17 protein-coding genes and 2 riboswitches are annotated in these 18,609 nt (G+C 41.8%); of the genes, 13 read left to right on the plus strand and 4 right to left on the minus strand.

Going from position 1 to position 18,609, the window contains the following annotated elements; translation table 11 throughout:
• Positions 1–53 precede the first annotated feature (53 nt).
• Positions 54–485 carry a hypothetical protein gene (locus ACQV1I_RS08625; protein WP_018672128.1) on the plus strand — a complete coding sequence of 144 codons (432 nt, stop codon included), beginning with the start codon at positions 54–56 and terminating at the stop codon, positions 483–485.
• A gap of 108 nt (positions 486–593) precedes the next feature.
• Here ACQV1I_RS08625 and ACQV1I_RS08630 read toward each other — a convergent pair whose 3' ends face one another.
• A complete protein-coding gene (locus ACQV1I_RS08630; RefSeq protein WP_094699194.1) occupies positions 594–1,049 on the minus strand; it encodes a protease complex subunit PrcB family protein in 456 nt (151 codons plus the stop codon).
• A 55-nt stretch (positions 1,050–1,104) separates the two neighbouring features.
• Here ACQV1I_RS08630 and ACQV1I_RS08635 point away from each other — a divergent pair, with 55 nt between their 5' ends.
• The 9 genes from ACQV1I_RS08635 to ACQV1I_RS08675 all read left to right on the plus strand — a co-directional run bounded on the left by ACQV1I_RS08635 (position 1,105) and on the right by ACQV1I_RS08675 (position 9,774).
• A complete protein-coding gene (locus ACQV1I_RS08635; protein WP_116334594.1) occupies positions 1,105–3,060 on the plus strand; it encodes a hypothetical protein in 1,956 nt (651 codons plus the stop codon).
• 102 nt (positions 3,061–3,162) lie between these two features.
• A complete protein-coding gene (locus tag ACQV1I_RS08640; RefSeq protein WP_094699190.1) occupies positions 3,163–3,627 on the plus strand; it encodes a YlbF family regulator in 465 nt (154 codons plus the stop codon).
• 110 nt (positions 3,628–3,737) lie between these two features.
• The gene (locus ACQV1I_RS08645; protein ID WP_018672132.1) at positions 3,738–4,109 is read left to right on the plus strand and encodes a YlbG family protein; all 372 of its coding nucleotides are present in this window, start codon (positions 3,738–3,740) and stop codon (positions 4,107–4,109) included.
• A 269-nt stretch (positions 4,110–4,378) separates the two neighbouring features.
• Positions 4,379–5,140, plus strand: coding sequence for a 5-oxoprolinase subunit PxpA (locus ACQV1I_RS08650; RefSeq protein WP_116334595.1), 762 nt, complete (start codon positions 4,379–4,381; stop codon positions 5,138–5,140).
• Positions 5,141–5,220: 80 nt separating this feature from the next.
• Entirely contained in the window at positions 5,221–6,693 is a 1,473-nt protein-coding gene (locus tag ACQV1I_RS08655) for an alpha/beta hydrolase (protein WP_197262241.1), read from the plus strand.
• Positions 6,694–6,920: 227 nt separating this feature from the next.
• A complete protein-coding gene (locus tag ACQV1I_RS08660; RefSeq protein WP_116334596.1) occupies positions 6,921–8,762 on the plus strand; it encodes a stalk domain-containing protein in 1,842 nt (613 codons plus the stop codon).
• A 22-nt stretch (positions 8,763–8,784) separates the two neighbouring features.
• On the plus strand, positions 8,785–9,282 hold the full coding sequence (locus ACQV1I_RS08665; RefSeq protein WP_094699182.1) for a shikimate kinase: 498 nt from the start codon (positions 8,785–8,787) through the stop codon (positions 9,280–9,282).
• 51 nt (positions 9,283–9,333) lie between these two features.
• Positions 9,334–9,498, plus strand: coding sequence for a YqzE family protein (locus tag ACQV1I_RS08670; protein ID WP_018672137.1), 165 nt, complete (start codon positions 9,334–9,336; stop codon positions 9,496–9,498).
• A 15-nt stretch (positions 9,499–9,513) separates the two neighbouring features.
• Positions 9,514–9,774 (plus strand): YkuS family protein, encoded by a 261-nt coding sequence (locus tag ACQV1I_RS08675; RefSeq protein ID WP_018672138.1) that lies wholly within the window; start codon positions 9,514–9,516, stop codon positions 9,772–9,774.
• A gap of 69 nt (positions 9,775–9,843) precedes the next feature.
• Here ACQV1I_RS08675 and ACQV1I_RS08680 read toward each other — a convergent pair whose 3' ends face one another.
• The 3 genes from ACQV1I_RS08680 to ACQV1I_RS08690 form a co-directional block, all read right to left on the minus strand.
• Positions 9,844–10,698, minus strand: a complete 855-nt coding sequence (locus ACQV1I_RS08680; protein ID WP_094699180.1) for a hypothetical protein — start codon at positions 10,696–10,698, stop codon at positions 9,844–9,846.
• A gap of 159 nt (positions 10,699–10,857) precedes the next feature.
• The gene (locus ACQV1I_RS08685; protein WP_094699178.1) at positions 10,858–12,057 is read right to left on the minus strand and encodes a YqhG family protein; all 1,200 of its coding nucleotides are present in this window, start codon (positions 12,055–12,057) and stop codon (positions 10,858–10,860) included.
• Positions 12,058–12,128: 71 nt separating this feature from the next.
• Positions 12,129–13,835 carry a DEAD/DEAH box helicase gene (locus tag ACQV1I_RS08690; protein ID WP_116334597.1) on the minus strand — a complete coding sequence of 569 codons (1,707 nt, stop codon included), beginning with the start codon at positions 13,833–13,835 and terminating at the stop codon, positions 12,129–12,131.
• Between the two features lie 219 nt (positions 13,836–14,054).
• Positions 14,055–14,152: riboswitch (glycine riboswitch) on the plus strand.
• Between the two features lie 4 nt (positions 14,153–14,156).
• Positions 14,157–14,238: riboswitch (glycine riboswitch) on the plus strand.
• A gap of 172 nt (positions 14,239–14,410) precedes the next feature.
• On the opposite strand from ACQV1I_RS08690, the gene gcvT reads away from it, so the two are divergent.
• From gcvT to gcvPB, 3 genes are read left to right on the plus strand one after another with little or no spacing between them, the layout of a single operon-like run.
• Positions 14,411–15,514, plus strand: a complete 1,104-nt coding sequence (gcvT, locus tag ACQV1I_RS08695; RefSeq protein WP_094699174.1) for a glycine cleavage system aminomethyltransferase GcvT — start codon at positions 14,411–14,413, stop codon at positions 15,512–15,514.
• 36 nt (positions 15,515–15,550) lie between these two features.
• A complete protein-coding gene (gene gcvPA / locus ACQV1I_RS08700; RefSeq protein ID WP_094699172.1) occupies positions 15,551–16,906 on the plus strand; it encodes an aminomethyl-transferring glycine dehydrogenase subunit GcvPA in 1,356 nt (451 codons plus the stop codon).
• A complete protein-coding gene (gcvPB, locus tag ACQV1I_RS08705) occupies positions 16,899–18,365 on the plus strand; it encodes an aminomethyl-transferring glycine dehydrogenase subunit GcvPB (protein ID WP_116334598.1) in 1,467 nt (488 codons plus the stop codon). Before gcvPA ends, gcvPB begins: the two co-directional genes overlap by 8 nt.
• The last annotated feature ends 244 nt before the right edge of the window (positions 18,366–18,609 follow it).

The raw sequence follows: 18,609 nt of genomic DNA on the forward strand, positions 1-18,609 counted from the left end.
GAGAAACAGGGCACTCTAGGGCTATATTCACCAAAAAGTAAGGAGTGTCCTGTATGATCCAAAAATTGCGTGGACGTCGTTTTTACTTATTTATTTTGTTTGTAGCTATTTTGGAGCTATCCATGATGGGATTGCATTCTTTGGAAGGAAAAAAAGCAACTCACAGCAATCAGACACATGTACTTGCTGAGGAAGTGAAGAAGCCTTCACTAATCGTGGAACATCAAGTAAAAGGTAATGATCTTGAATTGAAATTGGTTGTTCAAGGATTCCAATTCTCGTTGGAAAACATGGGAAAAGAAAATAAAGTTGGTGAAGGGCATGTCCATTTATATGTGGATGGGAAAAAAATAGCCAAGATTTTTGGCCCGCAATTTACCTTAGCAGATGTAGCTCCCGGAAAGCACAAAATAGAAGTAGAATTAGCCCATAACAACCATGAATCATATGGTGTCAAACAGACCTTTGAAATCGTAGTCAACTAAGCGGATGAAACATGAAAGTCCAAATGCGACCCCGCTTACATAGGAAAAAGCTGTGGAGTCCATTAAAGACCATCCACAGCTTTTTGCTTTTGCCCTGCGCGTTCGTTATTATAGATAGTTTATGGTTACGTGTTGTGCATCTTGAGGTAAGGTAATCACCGCAGTTGGATAGGTAATTACTTGAAGCAACATTGTTTTTTGAGGGCGTTCCTCTACGACATGGATGACATAAGTTCCGTCAGTCTCTTGCTGGACATTGTCAACCTTGATAGAATAGCCACTGGTAGGGCGCTCACCAAGCGCAATGGCTACATAGGTGAGATCATTTTCATGGATCAGTTGATAGCCACCCTGCTCTTGTATATTGGCAAGCGCCAGGTCTACAGAAGTTGGGTAGGGAGTAGGAGCAGTGCTAAAATCACTCATAGATACAACTCCTTTTTGGTTGGACTGTTGAGTATTTTGATGCAAAGAGGCATCCTGAGCTGTTACAGTTGGAGTCATGTTGACGTAGGAGACCAGGATTCCTCCCATTAGCAATAAACCTGCTAATACTTGTTTCATTCTCTATCCCTCCTATGATTTCCTCCATCCACCGTTACGAATAGAGGTGAGCTTCATGTATATACATAAATGTCTGGATATGTTGTCAGAACGTACAATTGAGGAAATTATCCAGGAACAAAATCGCCGATTAAACATAAAATGCGACAACTCTTTAATTAACCGACTGCAAGATTCGGCTTTCTGCCAAACATTATGGGATGCATTAACAGAGCACGAGCGCCAAGCAGTGTCTCTTTTTTATACAAATGCTCAACAAGGCTTTATACGTAAGCGTGACTTTGAGACAATTACTCAACAAGATATTCTGTTAACAGCGGGTCTTACCAAGCTACGTCGGCTAGGTATTATTTATACGGTTCGAAAAATGTGGAGCGAAATAGGCTACATGATGCCATTTGAATTACGAAAAAATTTATACCCTCTTAGTAATCAAACACACAAAAAAAGGATAGAACCATCAATAAAAGAGGAAGCCATCCCGCATGTGTTTTCCTATGCACTTCCAGCAGGGCGAGGTATCCATATGGACATACTTGCCTTTCTGCTGTTCTTAAGAGAACAATCGGTCTCTTTAACACAAAAAAATGGAATACCCCGGCGAATGGTTCTCAAATGGATGGAACGCATTTCTTTGAGAGGTGAACATATGCGGGGCTGGTTTTCTAGTCTTTTGCCGTCTGAAGTAAAGGTAGATGATCAAACGCCCGTTTCTTTTCTCTTAGATCTATCTTTACGAATGCGGCTTGTCTACCTACAAGATAAAAGAATTTGCCTGCATTACGCAATATTAAATGATTGGTTACATAAGAAAAATGTGGAACAAATTGAGGAGATAAAAGCAAATTTATTCCGATACTACGCACCAAAGGAGTCATGGCAAGAAGCATTTTTGTTTGAGCTGCAATTGTTTGATGAAGAGTGGTACAAGGTAGATGAAATTCTTTCCAAACTTAAACAGATAGGCTATAAACTACCAGAACAGGCTCAGGAGCAATTGAAAGAGACCTGGTTACATCCCTTGCTGGGTTTGGGCATGGTTCAACTAGGGGAAGATAATCAACAAAACCTATGGATTCGTCATAATCCGTACCATCAGGAGAAGGGAGATCATCAGCCGAAATGGTATTTGGATTCGACTGGTGAAGTCATGGTACCCCCAGGTATGGTCTTAGCTCAACTATGGGAGCTGAGCCGTTTGGGAGAAATGAATGTTGCTGGAGATTTTGTATCATGCAATCTTACCTCCCGAGGCGTACAATCCTACTTATCTACAGGAGGAAATGTGGATCAAATCCTACAATTTCTCCAAGAGAATACAGCACACCCAGTGCCGGATTCTGTAGCTCAATTAATAATAAAATGGTCAGGTGAAGCAAAACAGCTCTCCTTTGAGCAGGTGATTCGTTTTAAAACAGCAAGCTCTACCTTGTTAGCTGAATTACGTGATATAGGAATTCTTGCTCCGTATATTTCGGAGGTTATCTCTCCTGTTGCATTTTTGATTCCTACAAGCAAATTAGATGAATTTGTTACCTTGCTTAGGGAATGTGGGTATGAGCCACAATCAGGGGAAATTCGTCGTTTTCAATCTATAGGTTTCCACTTAGGTGAGGATCATTCGAACAACAATCAAATTCCATTAGAGATAAATACGGATAGAGAAGGCTTTTTTCCCTTGATAACACCCTTTTTTGATTTTAAGGTTGAAAATATTTTTCCTGATGTTGGTGAAGCTATCCCAGGCTTGTCAACCTTACCAAAAATGTGGACGGAACATTATCAAAGCTATCATCCAAATACGGTACGCGTTATGCTAAAACGAGCTCAGGAGCTTCGATTGGAGGTACAATGTCAAACGCATCGACGAGATGAATGGACGGGCAGAGTGCAGGAAGTTGCATTGGAACATGGATACTGGCAAGTACGTATGATGTCAAAAGATCAATCATGGACAGAAAAAGTGGATGAGATATCGCGTTTACGTATCCTTATTCCGGCGTATTTATAGGAAAATTAAGCAAAAAGTGTGTGATGTTTAAATCTTTCCTGTGCGCCCATAAGGGGTTTCGTGCTAAAATAATAGTAGGTTTGCCTGTAAAGGAGGTAAAACATGATAGAAATACCAAGTGAATTAGATATGGCTAACTTGCTACTTGAGGCTGACGACTTGGCCATTATGATAAATGAATCACGAGAAGTGAATGATTATTTACAAACGAAGCAAGCTATGGAAAATGACGAGGCAGTGTTATTATATATCCAGCGCTTCAACCGTAAAAGGCAAGACTATGAGGAAGTGCAACGGTTTGGCAAATATCACCCAGATTTTCACAAGGTAATGGCTGAGATTAGGGAATTAAAGCAATCATACGAAGCATTGCCAACTGTTCGTAATTTTAAGAAGGCGGAAGCACGTTTAGACCAGTTATTGTATCAAGTAGGCCGTGTTATAGCAGACTCAGTATCAGAGAGTGTTAAAGTACCTAGCAATAACCCAATTATGGAGGCAATGGCCAGCGGTTGCGGTACTGGTGGCAGTTGCGGTTGCGGTAATAAAGAAAAAAAACACGCTTAAATTAAAAATACGACAGAGCTCATAAAACTACGCCTTTTGGTTTGCTAAAAAGGCGTAGCTGAGCTTGATTACATAGGATTGTTAGTAGAGGAAGGAGTTTTCAGGGTACGATGAGACTGAAAAGATTGGGAGTAGCTGTTTGGATTAAAAATCCTCGTGTTGCGAAGAATTTACGAAAATTCGGCACCATTCATTACGTATCCAAGAGGCTCAATTACGTTGCGATGTATGTGGACGCAGACGAAATTGAGCAAGTGATATCACAATTGGAACGGCTCCACTTTGTATTAAAGGTAGAACGTTCACATCGCCACGAAATCCCAACTGAGTATAACAATGCGAAGCCGGATAAGGCGAAAGAATTTGACTATCAATTAGAGAAAAATCAGCTGATGGCTTTGGCAGAATCGTTAATCTGTGATACTTCGTCGATTGGTAAGTCGGAACATCAGGCTGTAAGGTCTGTACCGGTTCAAAGCTAGCAAGCTGTATGTTCGAACAAAAAACACATAGGGGCTTTTCTCATGTAACCAATTAGGTGTGATGGGAGAAGCCCTTTGCTATTTTTCTTGACATGATATAAGGTAAAGAACCCGTAAAATTAAAAGTGAAATTTGTTTCACTTTTTTGTAATTGGGCCACGTGGTATGATAAGGAAATAAGGTTTAAGGTAAGGTAAATTATTACAGTTCGATTTGAATGCGCTTACAATAATATGGACAATAAGAGAGAGCGAGGGGACAAAGACAGGATGAAGCTAGATATTAACTGCGATATGGGAGAGATGTTTGGGCGTCACAGACTCGATGATGACATGGGGATTTTACGCTGGATTACATCGGTCAATATTGCTTGTGGTTTTCACTCTGGGGACCCACACGTGATATGCCGTACGGTAGAAGCAGCACTGAAACAAGGTGTGAAAATAGGTGCTCATCCCGGTTATCCTGACGTTCACGGGTTTGGGCGTCGTTCTATGAATTTGTCCATGTGCGAGGTTTATGAATTGATTTTATATCAGGTGTCTGCTTTAGAAGGAATTACGAGAGCACTGGGAGGCACATTACATCATGTGAAGCTACATGGAGCTCTATACAATGAAGCAGCCGAGCGTCCAGAATTGGCAGAAGCAGTTGTACGTGCTATTACAGATATTCGAGATGATTTAATTTTGTACGCATTATCAGGGAGTTCGTTGGTTCAGGTAGGTTTGGAGCATGGTTTGTATGTGGCGGAGGAAGTATTTGCGGATCGAGCATACCTGCCTAATGGGCGCTTAGCTCCACGAGAATTGGAAGGAAGTATTTTAATTAGTAAGGAGGAGCAATTGCATCAGGCAAGTCAGCTTGTAAAAGAACAGCAAGTACGAACGGTAGATGGAAGTGTAATCGAATTAGCGGCTGATACACTTTGTATTCATAGAGAAAGCCCTGATTCCTTGCACGTTCTAAAGGAATTACATCGCTGGGCAAAGCAAAATGAGGTTCGTTTAGAAGCAATTGCCGTTTGTTAAATGGGAAGGCGACTTAGGTCGCCTTTCTACATACATGATATGTTTAGTATTATTTCTTATTTTAGTGATCTCAAATCGAGGTGATATATCTGAAAAGTAAGTTAATTGATTTTGTACAACATAATTCTTCGATCATTCCATGTGCTCACAGTGTTACGGTGCAATCCTTTGATGGCAAAGCTGGAAATTGGCTAACTACAAAAAACCCTGTTCAATATGAGGCAGCTACTGTGCATGGAAATGATAGCTTAGCTCCCCTGGCTTGGGGGGAGCCTGAGCAAGGAACGGGCTGGTATCATATGTACAAGCCCGGAGAGGTTACAGGAAAGCAGATCAATGGCATGCTTGACGACGCCAAATTCCTTATTCGTATCCCGGACGAATGGAATGGAAAATTAGTGGTGTCTGGTATACCAGCAACGCGTAATGAAACATCAACCGATTTATTATTTAGTGATTATGTTCTTGGCCAAGGCTACGCTTTCGCAGCCATCGATAAAGGAACCCAGGGATGGAACGATCCAGATGATCCGCTGGCAAAAGTGAAAAATGCACTGGTAGCAGAAGATGACAGTATGGCTAAATGGCATAAGTGCTTTCGACAGGTAACAAAGGCTGCTCAAGGATACTTAGCAACGCATCATCGAGATCAATTAATTTCTGCCAAGGATGTTTGTAATCCGGCTTATGTCTTACTTACTGAACATCATCTTATTCCTACCTATGCAATAGGGATTTCTAACGGTGGCTATGTAGTGCGATTTGCGTTAGAACATGACGATCCTCAACTTACTGGAGAACCTGCGTTATTTGATGGAGGGGTAGAGCTTGAAGGGGTGATGTGGCAAGCAGAGGCTCCAAATTTGATTAGCTCGCTCACCACTGTTGTACAAAAAGCGCATGCTGCCATATATGAAACAGGGCATATACAGCAGCAAGCACGTGAATGTATCTATGCGGCTGGAATGCCGGAAGGATCTGAAAAATTATGGGCGTACTACGATCAGATCTATTGGTTTGTTAGCCTGAATATTTATCGAGATAAGTTTGATCCCACTGCTCCTAATCGATTGGCTTGGCAGGATTATCTTTGCTTTGATCAAACTGGCTTGCGTGACAGAAGATACGACCATATTTATGCTTCTTATGATTATAAGAAAAGACCTGCATCCGTCAAACGAGGAGTTCAGCAGATTGCAAATACAGGTCGTATACACGTACCGCTTATTTCACTTGCAGGAACCTGGGACACTCTGATTTTCCCCGATCTGCATGCCAAAGCCTATGCAGAGTTAGTCCAGCAAGCAGGCCAAGCAAAGAAGCATCGGTTGTACATGATAAAACAGGCTAATCATGTGGACGGTTTGGTTTGGAGTAAGGTTGACCCTGAGCATGAATTACAACCTATGCTACCTTATGCACATCAGTGTTTTGATTTACTAGTCGAATGGGTTGAAAAAGGAATTAGCCCTCCTGCTAATAAAACCATTTCTACACCAACTAACCCAACGCGTGTAATTGATGTAGTGACTGGAGAGGAAAGGGAACCATAGGGAGTTATGAAAAAGATAAAGGCAGTAGTAACAGAGAAACGCACAGGTATTTCCTGTCAGGATACAGGTTTATTCTGCGTTTCTTCTTAATTTCATTTGAAATGATGTGCCACAGTAGAAAACGACTATGATACAATCTGTAAAGAAGTTTCTTGCATTAGCCGATTGTACCAGTAAGAGGAATTATTATTCAGCTTTGGCTTGGGAAGTAGTGGGGAGAGTTCTACATGAAAGTAATACATAAGAAAAGTTTAGCAGTATGTGTAGGCCTATTGATTTGCTTCGGAGTGATAGGAGCCTACATGAAATCGCCTGAAATCAAGGATTTTTTGTCTTCTTTACAGTCAGATTCTTTATTTTATTCCGGTGGAACATCGGTAGATCCATTTCGTAAAGAAGAGTTGTTACCGCCAGTCGTCAAAGAGCTTAATCCTTCATATATGATTAAAGCAACCCTGTCGCCTGATCAAGCGATAATAGCAGGGACCGTTACCATGACTTTTGATAATCCACAGACGGATAAGCTTTATCTGTATTATTACGGTTATAAATGGAACAACAACAAAGTTTCCGCGATTCGCTGGAAAGGAAAAAATATCTCGTTTAGCCGTCGCGATCCTGTCATTGTGTTGGACAACCCAGCTAAAAAAGAGACGCGCACGCAACTAGAAGTGATTTTTGAAACAAAGGTTCCACGTGAGCCAACTCGATTTGGTGTGCATGAAGGAATTTGGACCTTAACGCATTGGTATCCTATGCTTGGGGCCATGGATCAACAAAAGCGCTGGTATGAACCGCCACAGGTCATTGGTTATGGAGACCCTTATATTTATCATTATGCTGATTATGAAGTCACTATGGTGGCACCCTCTTCATTTGAATGGGTAACTTCATGGGGGAGAGGAATGAAATCCAGTAATGGGGACGGACGCTCTACTTATCATTTTACTGGTAGAAAGTTGCTTAATTTTACGATGGTAGGCAGTCCATTATACAAAGTTGAAACGGTCAAAATTTCACCAAAGTTGACAGTGGATATTGGGTCGACGGATGCAGCCCACTTGGCTAGATTAAAGGATATAGCGAGACAGGTTCTGCCTATCTACACCAAACTAATGGGAGAGCTTCCTTATCCCCGTATTGGTATAGCAGAGACAGGAAATAAAACAGTGTACGCTATGGAATACGCTAATATGGCTATTATCGCTAAGCATATGTTTAACGCTAATCAGGTCGAGCATTGGTTACCGCATGAGTTAGCCCATTTGTGGTGGTACAATTCTGTAGAAAATATCGAGCCATATACAGGATGGATGGATGAAGGGTTAGTAGAGGCGAGTGTCACCTTCTATTATCGGGAGCGATTTGGAGAAAAAGCCGCAGCAAAAATATTAGCTGAATATCAAGCAGATGTTAATAAATTAGCAAAAGCTTATCCATATGGGAAACTCTCCAATCACCTGACACAGTTTAAGGATTACTATGAATTCGATTGGACCTGGTACTCCAATGCAGCTTTATTATACGATAATTTACGAAAGCAGCTTGGGGATGAATTGTTCTTTGACTTTTTAAAAAGGGTGCAAAGTAATTACCAGCATAAAGTCATTGGCCCAGAGCATTTGGATCAGGCGTTAGGTCAAATCTTAGGAGCCGAAGCCCAGTATTTTGTGCCAAATGTGCACAAACAAAATCAAGAGAGCTTTATTCCAATTGCTGCTGAGTATTATGTAAATATTATTATCGGTCAAAATCATTTTTATCCGGCTACAAGGGCACGCATCCGTAATCAAGTGGTTTATTTACCTCTACGAGAAACCTTGGAACAGCTAGGATTTAAGGTAACATCGGATCAAGCCAATCGTATCATACGAGCGGAGTCAAAACGTAACGTGATTGTTTTCCACGAAAAATCAGATCGTTATGTGTTAAATGGTATCGAGCAGAAAATGCCGGTTCCTTTGTTAGAGTGGCACGCACGTAGCTTATTCCCTCTCGCACTGTTGGAGGAGGGCTTAGGATACCGAGTTACCTATCAGAAGGAAAAAAGGACGGTCACCATTCAATAATAGTGACGAAAGGAAATTCACCATGCAACCAAATAACATCATTCTCATTGGATTTATGGGCACAGGTAAGTCAACAGTTGGTGAACATCTAGCACAACAACTACAGTATGAGCGCTGTGACTTAGATGAAGAGATTGTCAAAGCAACGGGGAAAACAATCTCCCAAATCTTTGCTGAGGATGGCGAAGAGATGTTTCGGCAGTTGGAGTCGGATGTGCTACGCCGATTGGTTGACGGGAATCGTCGAGTGATAATTACGGGTGGCGGAGCGGTGCTGCGACCTGAAAATGTTCAGGTAATGCTTCAGTATGGAATCGTAGTAGCACTTACCGCTGAAGAGCAGGAGATTATTCGCCGAGTTGAGCAAGATCAGAATAGACCACTTCTCCAAGGGAATGTTAAGGTAAAAGTGCGAGAACTGCTACAAGCACGTGCAGGGGCATACGATTTTGCCCCTGTTCAAGTAGATACAACTGGGAAAACGATAGAAGAAATTGTCGATGAAATAACGAACGCGTAACGATTAAATTCCTCCTCTTCGGCAAAACTAATGCCAAGGGAGGGATGCGCGATGTCATCACAAGAATATGTAAAATATATGACCAAGCGCTTTGTGCAATATTTGGAGACACCTAAGGAAGAGCGTCGGCGTCAGCGTGAAATGCCACGTGAACCTTGGTCTTCGAAATGGTTTGGCGCCATCCCGATGTCCATCAAGCTATTATTCAAAAAATAACATCTGGGGGTTCTTATGCCAAAAGTAGCCGTAGAAAAAACATTATCCCATGTGAGCACGATGTTGCGTCGTAATGGATTCGATGTGGTTGAATTAGGAAATTGGCAACAGATGGTAGATGCTGTAGTCATTACAGGTATGGATGAAAACTTGATTGGAGATCAGTCTAAAAGCATTGCAGGAGCACCTGTAATCAATGCAGAGGGTATGACACTTGATGAAATTTTTCATCAGGTAAATGAGCGGTGCTCCCCTGCTGATGGTGGTTTTCGCTGAATAAAGGTCAAAACGGTGGTATTCTCCCAAGTCAAAGGGAGAACCACCGTTTTGCTATTTTACATTGATTTATGAGGGGTGTACGATACTGCCCACTTGTTCGATATATGAGTAGGGTAAGAAACGTAATCCCGAGTCCCAGACACCTATGTAGGGTTCATTATCCCATACATGAACGGTTCCAATGGTAAAGGGAGCCATCACTTCTTTTTCGAACAAATCAGCAGTAATAACAATCGGCTCTTTTGTTTTTTGAGTAAGTAAGTAGGTAAGCTCCTGAGTCTGAGTAGTGGAACGATTAACTTTGGCAGTTAACCAATCAATGCGGGAAAAAGGGTCAGCCTCCGTAGATAGTAACGTCCGACTCAAGGTTAGTTGAGCCTCTTTATCCACTAATTTCTGACTAGCTATACGATGCATAACAGAGGGATCGGGCTTAAGTCGAGCAGGGAACTTTTCACCAGATTTGGCATCGATGTATTCATGCGTATCTGCTATAGGTATTCGCCAAAACGAAGTAAATCCATCATAATATAATTCAGCACCCGCATCTCTCGGTGCTAACTTTTCATCAAATAATGTGTATTCACCGAGTCCGTATTCCATTAGTACAAATTCAGGAGTTGCTTGATTTGCTGTCTTCTGTGACTCAGCGACGATCATATAGCCAAGGGGTTTTTTGTTTTCTTTCATAGTGACTAGCCATTCATGTGAACCAGGGCCTAATGTTTGGATTTCGATGCTAGCATGTTGCCACGTTTTAAACTGACTATCCTTTTCTTCTAATTTTTTCATCCATGTCTGAATGTGTTGAGTGAAAGCAGTAGTCCATGGACCTTCTTGGGCAGCATGCGCTTGAGAAGAGGAAAGCGAGAATAGGAGGAGGAGCAGCAAGAATCGGCTCGCTAGTGAACGTAGTTTCATACACTGAGACACCATCCCTTCGTAAGGTACGTTACCTATTGTAACCAAATGCCACCAAAAGATTTGTTGGTTGCTGTCAGCTCTCCTCTATTTTTCTTCGCTGTTGTTTTACAAATTTCTGCGCTATGTAGAATCAGGTCTAACGAAGCGAGCACAGGGTTAGATTGGTGGTAAATTAAACAAATAAAACAAGCCACCATTAATCAGCTTTACCTCGACACGCGGTTCGTATTGCCAACGTAATTCACTCATACGTCGCTCCTTTTCTTCCTCTATACTACTTGCTTTCCATTCCTTTTGTTCTAATTGCTCTTTTGGTGTTTCTTGAATTCCGTTTAATCGTAGAAAATCAAGAATACGTCCACCCTTTTGCACATGCTCCCCCATCGTAGCAGGAGATGATGAGAGTGTGATAGGAGTGGAATCGTCAGCTAATGGTGTCGGACGTTTCACAGAGAGCAACTGTCCTAATGAGGAAGGAGAATCAGGTAGAGTAACTGAAGTTGTACTTGTTTCACTTTGTATACTATTGATGTTTTGGCCCTTTGTATGAGGGGAAGGGGGAACGATTTCTATGGAAGCCTCTGAAGCTTTTTCTACATCGTCTTCTACATCATCTTCTCCTTCAGGAACCGATTTTGAAACTTTTTCTTGCTCTAGTGCTACATGCTTGTAATATTCCTCTAAGATATCTAATTCCTCTTGAAGGCGGAGGCGAGCCTGGTCAGCCCATGAATGATCTTGATTATCTAAAAAATGGTACACTTCCTTTTTTGCCATCTCAATTGCTTGGGGAATGTCCAGACGACGATCCAATGTATAAAAATAATCAGGTATAGCAGGGGTAAGGTGTAAGCGCTTGAGAAACGGATAAAAATCCTGAACAACTCGCGCTTGATGTAGATTTACCCCGAGAGAAAGAAGGAAATCGCGTTTTTTGTCACAGATAAAAGAAACTTTAATATTTAGATGGAGCCAAGGGGTTAGCGCTGTCGATCGTCGTGTCGACATACTTGTTTTTTGTAAAATGCCCTTGGGAGCTTCGTACATACAAACAAAACGTCCGTGCTTAGAGGTAGATTCAAAGATTTGTTGTAGCCGCTTTGAACCAAAATAAATATGCTCAGCCCGTAGCTCCTTTGGAATCTCGGTCTGAGGAAAGAAAAGGGTAAGGTGGAGTGGTTGAGGAGCGATGCTCATCTTCTCCACCCAAGACCAGTAAAACGGGCGATTGCCGATATCCTTATCTACATCCTCTGGTAATTTTACAGTGACATAGTCGGGATGATTCTCAACCACGTGTGACTGAAAGGCAGCAAAATATTTTTCTACGAATTCCCGTACTTCCGTCTGTTGCATGAGGGGGAACGTCCTTTCTCGATAAGTGATGAAGGTGTGAGAATTTCCTGTACCACTGGTTACAAAGATGCTTATGATTGCGAAAGAGATTGTGGGTGGTTTTGCAACTCTTTTGTATTTTGGCGTAAAGTGCGAAGCACACTACCCATATTATCCATCTTTAGTGCCATTTCTTTATTGGATCGAGAATCCATAATAATTTCTACAAGGCTTTGCTCCAATGATTTTGTTAAGGCAAGGCGCTCTACAATATCATCTAGCTCGCCAATAACCATTTCAAATAGATCAATTTTTTCATATAGCAAACGAAGGATATGTTCTTCAATCGTATCTGTGGTAGATAAGTTATAGATGAACACATCTTTTGTTTGCCCGAGTCGATGAACACGTCCGATTCTTTGTTCAATGCGCATCGGGTTCCAGGGCAAGTCATAATTGATGACGTGATTACAAAATTGCAGGTTAATTCCTTCTCCTCCAGCTTCAGTAGCAATAAGAACCTGTGCTCGATTTTGGAACAGATCAGTCATCCAGTCTTTTTTACTACGCTTAAAACCACCTCTAAATGGTACCGATGTAATACCGTTCTCGCTTAAATATTTTTGTAAATAGTTTTGAGTAGCACGATATTCGGTAAATATGATCACCTTATCATTGATTTGTTTAAGCAGCTCAACGGTTTTAGCCGCTTTAGAATGCGTCTCAATTTGTTTGATCATATCCACTAAGCGCATGATTTCTGCACGTTTGGGAGAGTCCTCTGGAGCTTTTTGATGCATATGATATAACGTCATAAAAGCAGCTTCACGACTTGAGCATACCTCCCGCTGTAACGTTAACAAAGCCAGAGCATTAACCTTACCTGTCTCCTGCTGATATCTTTCCTTGACGAAGTGAGTTACTCCATCGTAGAGTGCACGTTCCTCAGGAGATAACTCAATCGGAATAGATTGAACACGGCGAGGAGTAAAATGAACGCCGCCATCACTACGACGATTACGGATCATGATTTTTTTGATTTCCTTTTGCAATTTACCACTGTTCTTAGCTTGGCGTTTGCCATCTACATAAGTGGATGAAAAAGATTGCGTATGTCCTAAATGACCAGGCCGAAGTAAGTTGATGAGATTGTAGAGCTCGTCCATCTCGTTTTGAATAGGGGTTGCAGTCAATAACAGACAGTATTTTTTCTTAATCTCTTTAACGAACTGATAGTTTTTAGTTCGCTTATTTTTAAGCTTGTGTGCCTCATCAATGATTAACATATCATAATCAATATCAAGCACATGACGCCGGTGAGGGTCTCGTTTAGCTGTATCAATTGAGGCCACAACAACATCATATTGGCGCCACATGTACTCCTTTTTCTGTGGCATGGCAGAAATACCAAATTTTTGATTAAGCTCTTTGGTCCATTGTATGACAAGAGAAGCGGGCACAAGGATCAGAATTTTTTTGGCTAATCCACGAACCATATACTCTTTCATAATGAGTCCGGCTTCAATTGTTTTTCCTAGCCCTACCTCATCGGCCAAAATAGCCCGACCTCTCATCTGATTCAAGACTCGATTAGCTGTTTCGATTTGATGAGGGAAGGGTTCTACGTAAGGGAGATACTTTAAACATTGAAGCTGATCAAAATCAGTTACTGCCATTGCTTCCTCTGCCTGTAATGCGAGCTGAAACAACTCCCATTTATTCCAAGGTCCATCCTGTTGAATTAATTCTTCCAAAGGAGCAGCCCAGCTCGTATCGAATGAAAGTGAAAAATTCGTCATAAATGGATATCTCCCTTCTTTCTATCGTGAAAATACATTTTAAATCTATTAAAAAACGAACATTTTTTGTGTGAAAACGCTTAAATGTTAATAGATAATTGCTGGTTTGCAAATTTCTGTTTTCTTCTTTCCAAAGTCATGTTAGGATAAAGAAGACAACAGGAAGACACGTTATAGTATGCGTTTCTTTCATAGATTTTATAACCCTTCTTTTGCGAATGAAGGTAGTAGGGAGAGACTGCGAGTATTATCTGTGCAGCGCCGAAGGAGCAAACCAGAAATGGTGAATCTCTCAGGCAAAAGAACCTCTACTGGACGCACCTCTGGAGAGAGCTTTTTCATAGAAGCCACCAAAGGGGAAACCTGCTTATGGGCAGGGTAACTCTCAGGTACCGGGACAGAGAACTTGGAGAGCGGGCGCTTATTTGCGTTGGCTGTCACAGGTTTGCTGTCTTTTTTTGTGCTATCCGAAAACGATAATAGGTAGGAAAGATAGTAAAAGAGCAACGAAGACTCTACCGGCGCCAAGTTTACTTTAGGTGAAAAACAAAGAGACGAAGAAAGCGAGTGGTTACATGTCAGAGTTGAAGCAAACGCCATTGTATCCGATCTATGCTACACACGGGGCCAAAACCATTGATTTTGGCGGCTGGGATTTACCTGTCCAATTTAGTAGCATAACGCTAGAACATGAAGCAGTTCGTACAAAAGCAGGGCTATTTGATGTATCACATATGGGGGAAGTGGAAGTAAAAGGGGAAGGTGCACTGTATTATTTACAGCGATTGACTACTAATGATGTATCTAAATTAGAAGACGGTCAGGCTCAATATGCAGCGATGTGTTACCCAGATGGTGGTACTGTCGATGATTTAATCATTTATAAAAAACGAGATCATGACTACTTGCTGGTTATTAATGCAGGCAATATTGATAAGGATTTTGCTTGGATGCAAGAAAATATAACAGAAAATGTCACGGTTACTAATATTTCATGCAAAATAGCACAACTTGCGATTCAAGGTCCACTTGCTGAAACCATTTTACAGAAAATGACGGATGTGAACCTGCAAGAGATCGGTTTCTTCCAATTTAAAGAAAACGTTTCCATTGAGGGGATTAACGCGTTAGTATCGCGTAGTGGCTATACTGGGGAAGATGGCTTTGAACTGTATGTAGATCAAGCAGATGCCATTGAACTGTGGGGAAAATTGTTGGTAAATGGCAAAGAGGATGGTTTGGTTCCATGCGGGTTAGGTGCACGTGACACCTTGCGATTTGAAGCTAAGTTACCGTTATATGGCCAGGAGCTATCTCAAAACATTACTCCAATAGAGGCAGGCATTGGTTTTGCGGTAAAGGTAGATAAAGATGTACCTAGTATTGGACATGATGTATTGCTGGAGCAAAAAACGAACGGGGCGCCACGAAAGCTGGTTGGGTTAGAAATGATTGATCGTGGTATTCCACGTACACATTACCCTGTATTTGTTGGGGATAAACAGATTGGAGAAGTTACCACTGGGACACAATCCCCCACTTTAAAAAAGAATGTAGGGCTAGCGTTGATTCAAACTGCTCATGCTGGTATCGACAATGAGGTGGAAGTAGAGATTCGTGGGAAACGCCTACGTGCTAAAATTATCGCTACTCCATTTTATAAACGACCTAAAAAGTAAGGAAATCGAGAAGTTAAATCAGAGGGGGAACCATCCGTGACATATCGTTATCTACCAACAACGGAACAAGATAAGAAAGAGATGCTGGAATTTCTGGGTGTTTCCAGTGTGGATGAATTGTTTTCCGATATTCCTGAAGAAGTACGTTTTCCAAGAGAACTAGCAATAGACGAAGCACTATCTGAACCAGATTTAGTGAAATTTATGGGCGGATTAGCTTCAAAAAATGCTAACTTTACAACTCATGTAAACTTTTTAGGCGCTGGGGTTTATCAGCATTATACGCCAAGCACCGTTAACCATATGTTATTACGTGGTGAGTTTTTTACCGCTTATACCCCGTATCAACCCGAAATCAGCCAAGGGGAGCTACAGGCTATCTTTGAGTTTCAAACGATGGTTTGTGAACTGACAGGTATGGAGGTAGCCAATTCCTCAATGTATGACGGGTACACATCAATGGCGGAAGCGGCAATGATGGCTGCTGGTCATAAAGGAAAACCACGTGTAATTGTTTCCAAGACAGTTCATCCAGAAACACGCGCTGTACTCGCTACCTATGCATATGGTCAACAAGTAGAGGTAGTTGAGGTAGACTTCACTCAAGAGGGTGCCACTAATTTATCGCAACTACAGGATGCCTTAGAGATAGAAACAGCTGCCGTACTGGTTCAATACCCGAACTTTTTTGGTAGCGTAGAAGATTTACGTGCGATTGAACAGCTTACTCATGAAAAAGGTGCTCTTCTCATTGTCTCCTCCAATCCAGTCGCACTCGGTTTGTTAGAAGCACCGGGAAAATTAGGAGCAGACATCGTGGTTGGCGATATGCAACCGTTCGGAATTCCTGTGTCTTTCGGAGGTCCTCACTGCGGATATTTTGCTACGACTTCTAAATTAATGCGGAAAATGCCAGGTCGTATTGTGGGTCAGACTAAGGACGAGGATGGCAAACGAGGATTTGTTCTTACCCTTCAAGCACGCGAACAACATATTCGTCGAGAAAAAGCGACTTCTAATATATGTTCCAATCAAGCATTGTTAGCCCTAGCGTCTTCGATTGCCTTAACCGGACTTGGTAAACAGGGTGTGCAAGAAATGTCACAAATGAACCTGCATAAAGCACATTATGCTAAACAAGTGCTTTGCCAGTTAGATGGGGTGGAAGATGTATTTACAGCTCCATTCTTTAATGAATTTGTCATCAAGCTGCCAAGAGCGGTAGCTGATGTGAATCATAGCTTATTACAAAAAGGCATCATTGGCGGTTATGATCTGGGTCTCGCTTATCCAGGACTTGCCAACCATATGCTGGTCGCCGTGACAGAGTTAAGAACGAAAGCGGAAATTGATCAGTTGGCAAAAGAAATGGAGGCGATTCTACATGCGTAACGACAAACAAAAAGAAATCATTTTTGAAATGAGCAAGCCAGGCCGTGTAGCTTATAGCTTACCGAAAAACGATGTACCAGAAGCTGAGGTCTCCTCCTATTTGCCAGAGCATTTGATCAGAAAAACGCCAGCGGAATTGCCAGAAGTCTCCGAATTACAATTAGTGCGTCACTATACCGAACTATCTCGTCGCAATCATGGTATTGACAATGGGTTCTATCCATTAGGTTCTTGCACAATGAAGTATAATCCAAAAATTAATGAAGATATCGCTCGTTATGCTGGATTTGCTCAGGTACATCCTTATCAACCAGAAGAATCGATACAAGGTTCACTCGAAATGCTGTATAACTTGCAAAATGAGCTAGCTGAAATCACAGGTATGGACGCCGTCACCTTACAACCCGCGGCAGGTGCAGCAGGAGAATGGACAGGGTTGCTATTGATTCGTGCTTATCATGAAAGTCGTGGAGAAAAGCGTACAAAGGTTATCGTGCCAAACTCTGCACACGGTACAAATCCTGCGTCTGCAACGATTGCGGGACTAGAGACAATCACGATTCCGTCTGATGAGCGTGGACTTGTTGATATTGAAGCATTGCGTCAGGTAGTAGGTCCAGATACGGCAGCCTTGATGCTCACCAATCCAAATACTCTCGGTCTATTCGAAGAAAATATTGTGGAAATGGCTAAGATCGTACACGAAGCAGGTGGAAAACTGTATTATGATGGAGCGAATGCGAATGCCATTTTAGGGATTGCTCGACCTGGTGATATGGGCTTTGATGTTGTGCATTTGAATTTGCATAAAACATTCACAGGTCCTCACGGTGGCGGTGGGCCAGGAGCAGGTCCTGTAGGTGTAAAAGATGATTTGATTCCATTCTTGCCAAAACCAATGGTGAAGAAGACTGAGGAAGGAAGCTTTACACTTGATTATAACATTCCTGCTTCAATTGGGCGGGTAAAAGGCTTCTATGGTAACTTTGGTATTCTGGTTCGCGCGTATAGCTATATTCGCACGATGGGCCCAGATGGCTTGCTGCAAGTGTCTCAAAACGCCGTGTTAAACGCTAACTATATGATGCGTAAGTTAGCTACTGCATTTGAGCTACCATTTGACCGAGTATGTAAACACGAATTTGTTCTCTCCGGTGTTCGTCAGAAGAAATTAGGGGTACGTACGCTTGATATGGCTAAGCGTTTACTAGATTTCGGCTATCATCCACCCACAATCTACTTCCCATTGATTGTAGATGAGTGTTTGATGATTGAACCAACCGAGACAGAAAGCAAGGAAACCCTTGATGAATTTATCGAGGTTCTAATACAGATTGCTAGAGAATGTGAAGAAAGTCCAGAGGTTGTGCAAGAAGCACCACATACAACGGTAGTAAAACGACTAGACGAAGCAACGGCAGCGAGAAAACCAATCTTGCGATACCAACCAGAAGCTTAGTTTTATACGTTAAAATCAAACATCCCGTGTCCTTTGAAAAGGTACACGGGATGTTTCTGTATGAACCCCTGTTTAAAGGATAGGGGGTTTTTGTTATTCACTTACTTCTGAATGAATACATCTCTTCTACTATTTGAAAGTCAGATCATCTTGAAGTATCAAACGAATCAAAGCAAATCAGGCTTAGGTATCGTCAGCTATATTTTTAAGATGAAAGTAGCAGGTTACCCCCCTTATACGGTGA

Source organism: Brevibacillus sp. JB24b (assembly GCF_051713385.1).
Taxonomy (GTDB): Bacteria; Bacillota; Bacilli; order Brevibacillales; family Brevibacillaceae; genus Brevibacillus_B; species Brevibacillus_B laterosporus.

Excerpts from the sequence above, each read along its gene's own strand:
- ACQV1I_RS08625 (WP_018672128.1), top strand. The coding sequence starts at position 54 with ATGATCCAAAAATTGCGTGGACGTCGTTTTTACTTATTTATTTTGTTT.
- ACQV1I_RS08685 (WP_094699178.1), bottom strand. The coding sequence starts at position 12,057 with ATGCAACAGACGGAAGTACGGGAATTCGTAGAAAAATATTTTGCTGCC.
- gcvPB (WP_116334598.1), top strand. The coding sequence starts at position 16,899 with ATGCGTAACGACAAACAAAAAGAAATCATTTTTGAAATGAGCAAGCCA.
- ACQV1I_RS08650 (WP_116334595.1), top strand. The coding sequence starts at position 4,379 with ATGAAGCTAGATATTAACTGCGATATGGGAGAGATGTTTGGGCGTCAC.
- gcvT (WP_094699174.1), top strand. The coding sequence starts at position 14,411 with ATGTCAGAGTTGAAGCAAACGCCATTGTATCCGATCTATGCTACACAC.
- ACQV1I_RS08670 (WP_018672137.1), top strand. The coding sequence starts at position 9,334 with ATGTCATCACAAGAATATGTAAAATATATGACCAAGCGCTTTGTGCAA.
- ACQV1I_RS08680 (WP_094699180.1), bottom strand. The coding sequence starts at position 10,698 with ATGAAACTACGTTCACTAGCGAGCCGATTCTTGCTGCTCCTCCTCCTA.
- ACQV1I_RS08690 (WP_116334597.1), bottom strand. The coding sequence starts at position 13,835 with ATGACGAATTTTTCACTTTCATTCGATACGAGCTGGGCTGCTCCTTTG.
- ACQV1I_RS08635 (WP_116334594.1), top strand. The coding sequence starts at position 1,105 with ATGTATATACATAAATGTCTGGATATGTTGTCAGAACGTACAATTGAG.
- ACQV1I_RS08665 (WP_094699182.1), top strand. The coding sequence starts at position 8,785 with ATGCAACCAAATAACATCATTCTCATTGGATTTATGGGCACAGGTAAG.
- ACQV1I_RS08675 (WP_018672138.1), top strand. The coding sequence starts at position 9,514 with ATGCCAAAAGTAGCCGTAGAAAAAACATTATCCCATGTGAGCACGATG.
- ACQV1I_RS08640 (WP_094699190.1), top strand. The coding sequence starts at position 3,163 with ATGATAGAAATACCAAGTGAATTAGATATGGCTAACTTGCTACTTGAG.
- ACQV1I_RS08630 (WP_094699194.1), bottom strand. The coding sequence starts at position 1,049 with ATGAAACAAGTATTAGCAGGTTTATTGCTAATGGGAGGAATCCTGGTC.
- ACQV1I_RS08645 (WP_018672132.1), top strand. The coding sequence starts at position 3,738 with ATGAGACTGAAAAGATTGGGAGTAGCTGTTTGGATTAAAAATCCTCGT.
- ACQV1I_RS08660 (WP_116334596.1), top strand. The coding sequence starts at position 6,921 with ATGAAAGTAATACATAAGAAAAGTTTAGCAGTATGTGTAGGCCTATTG.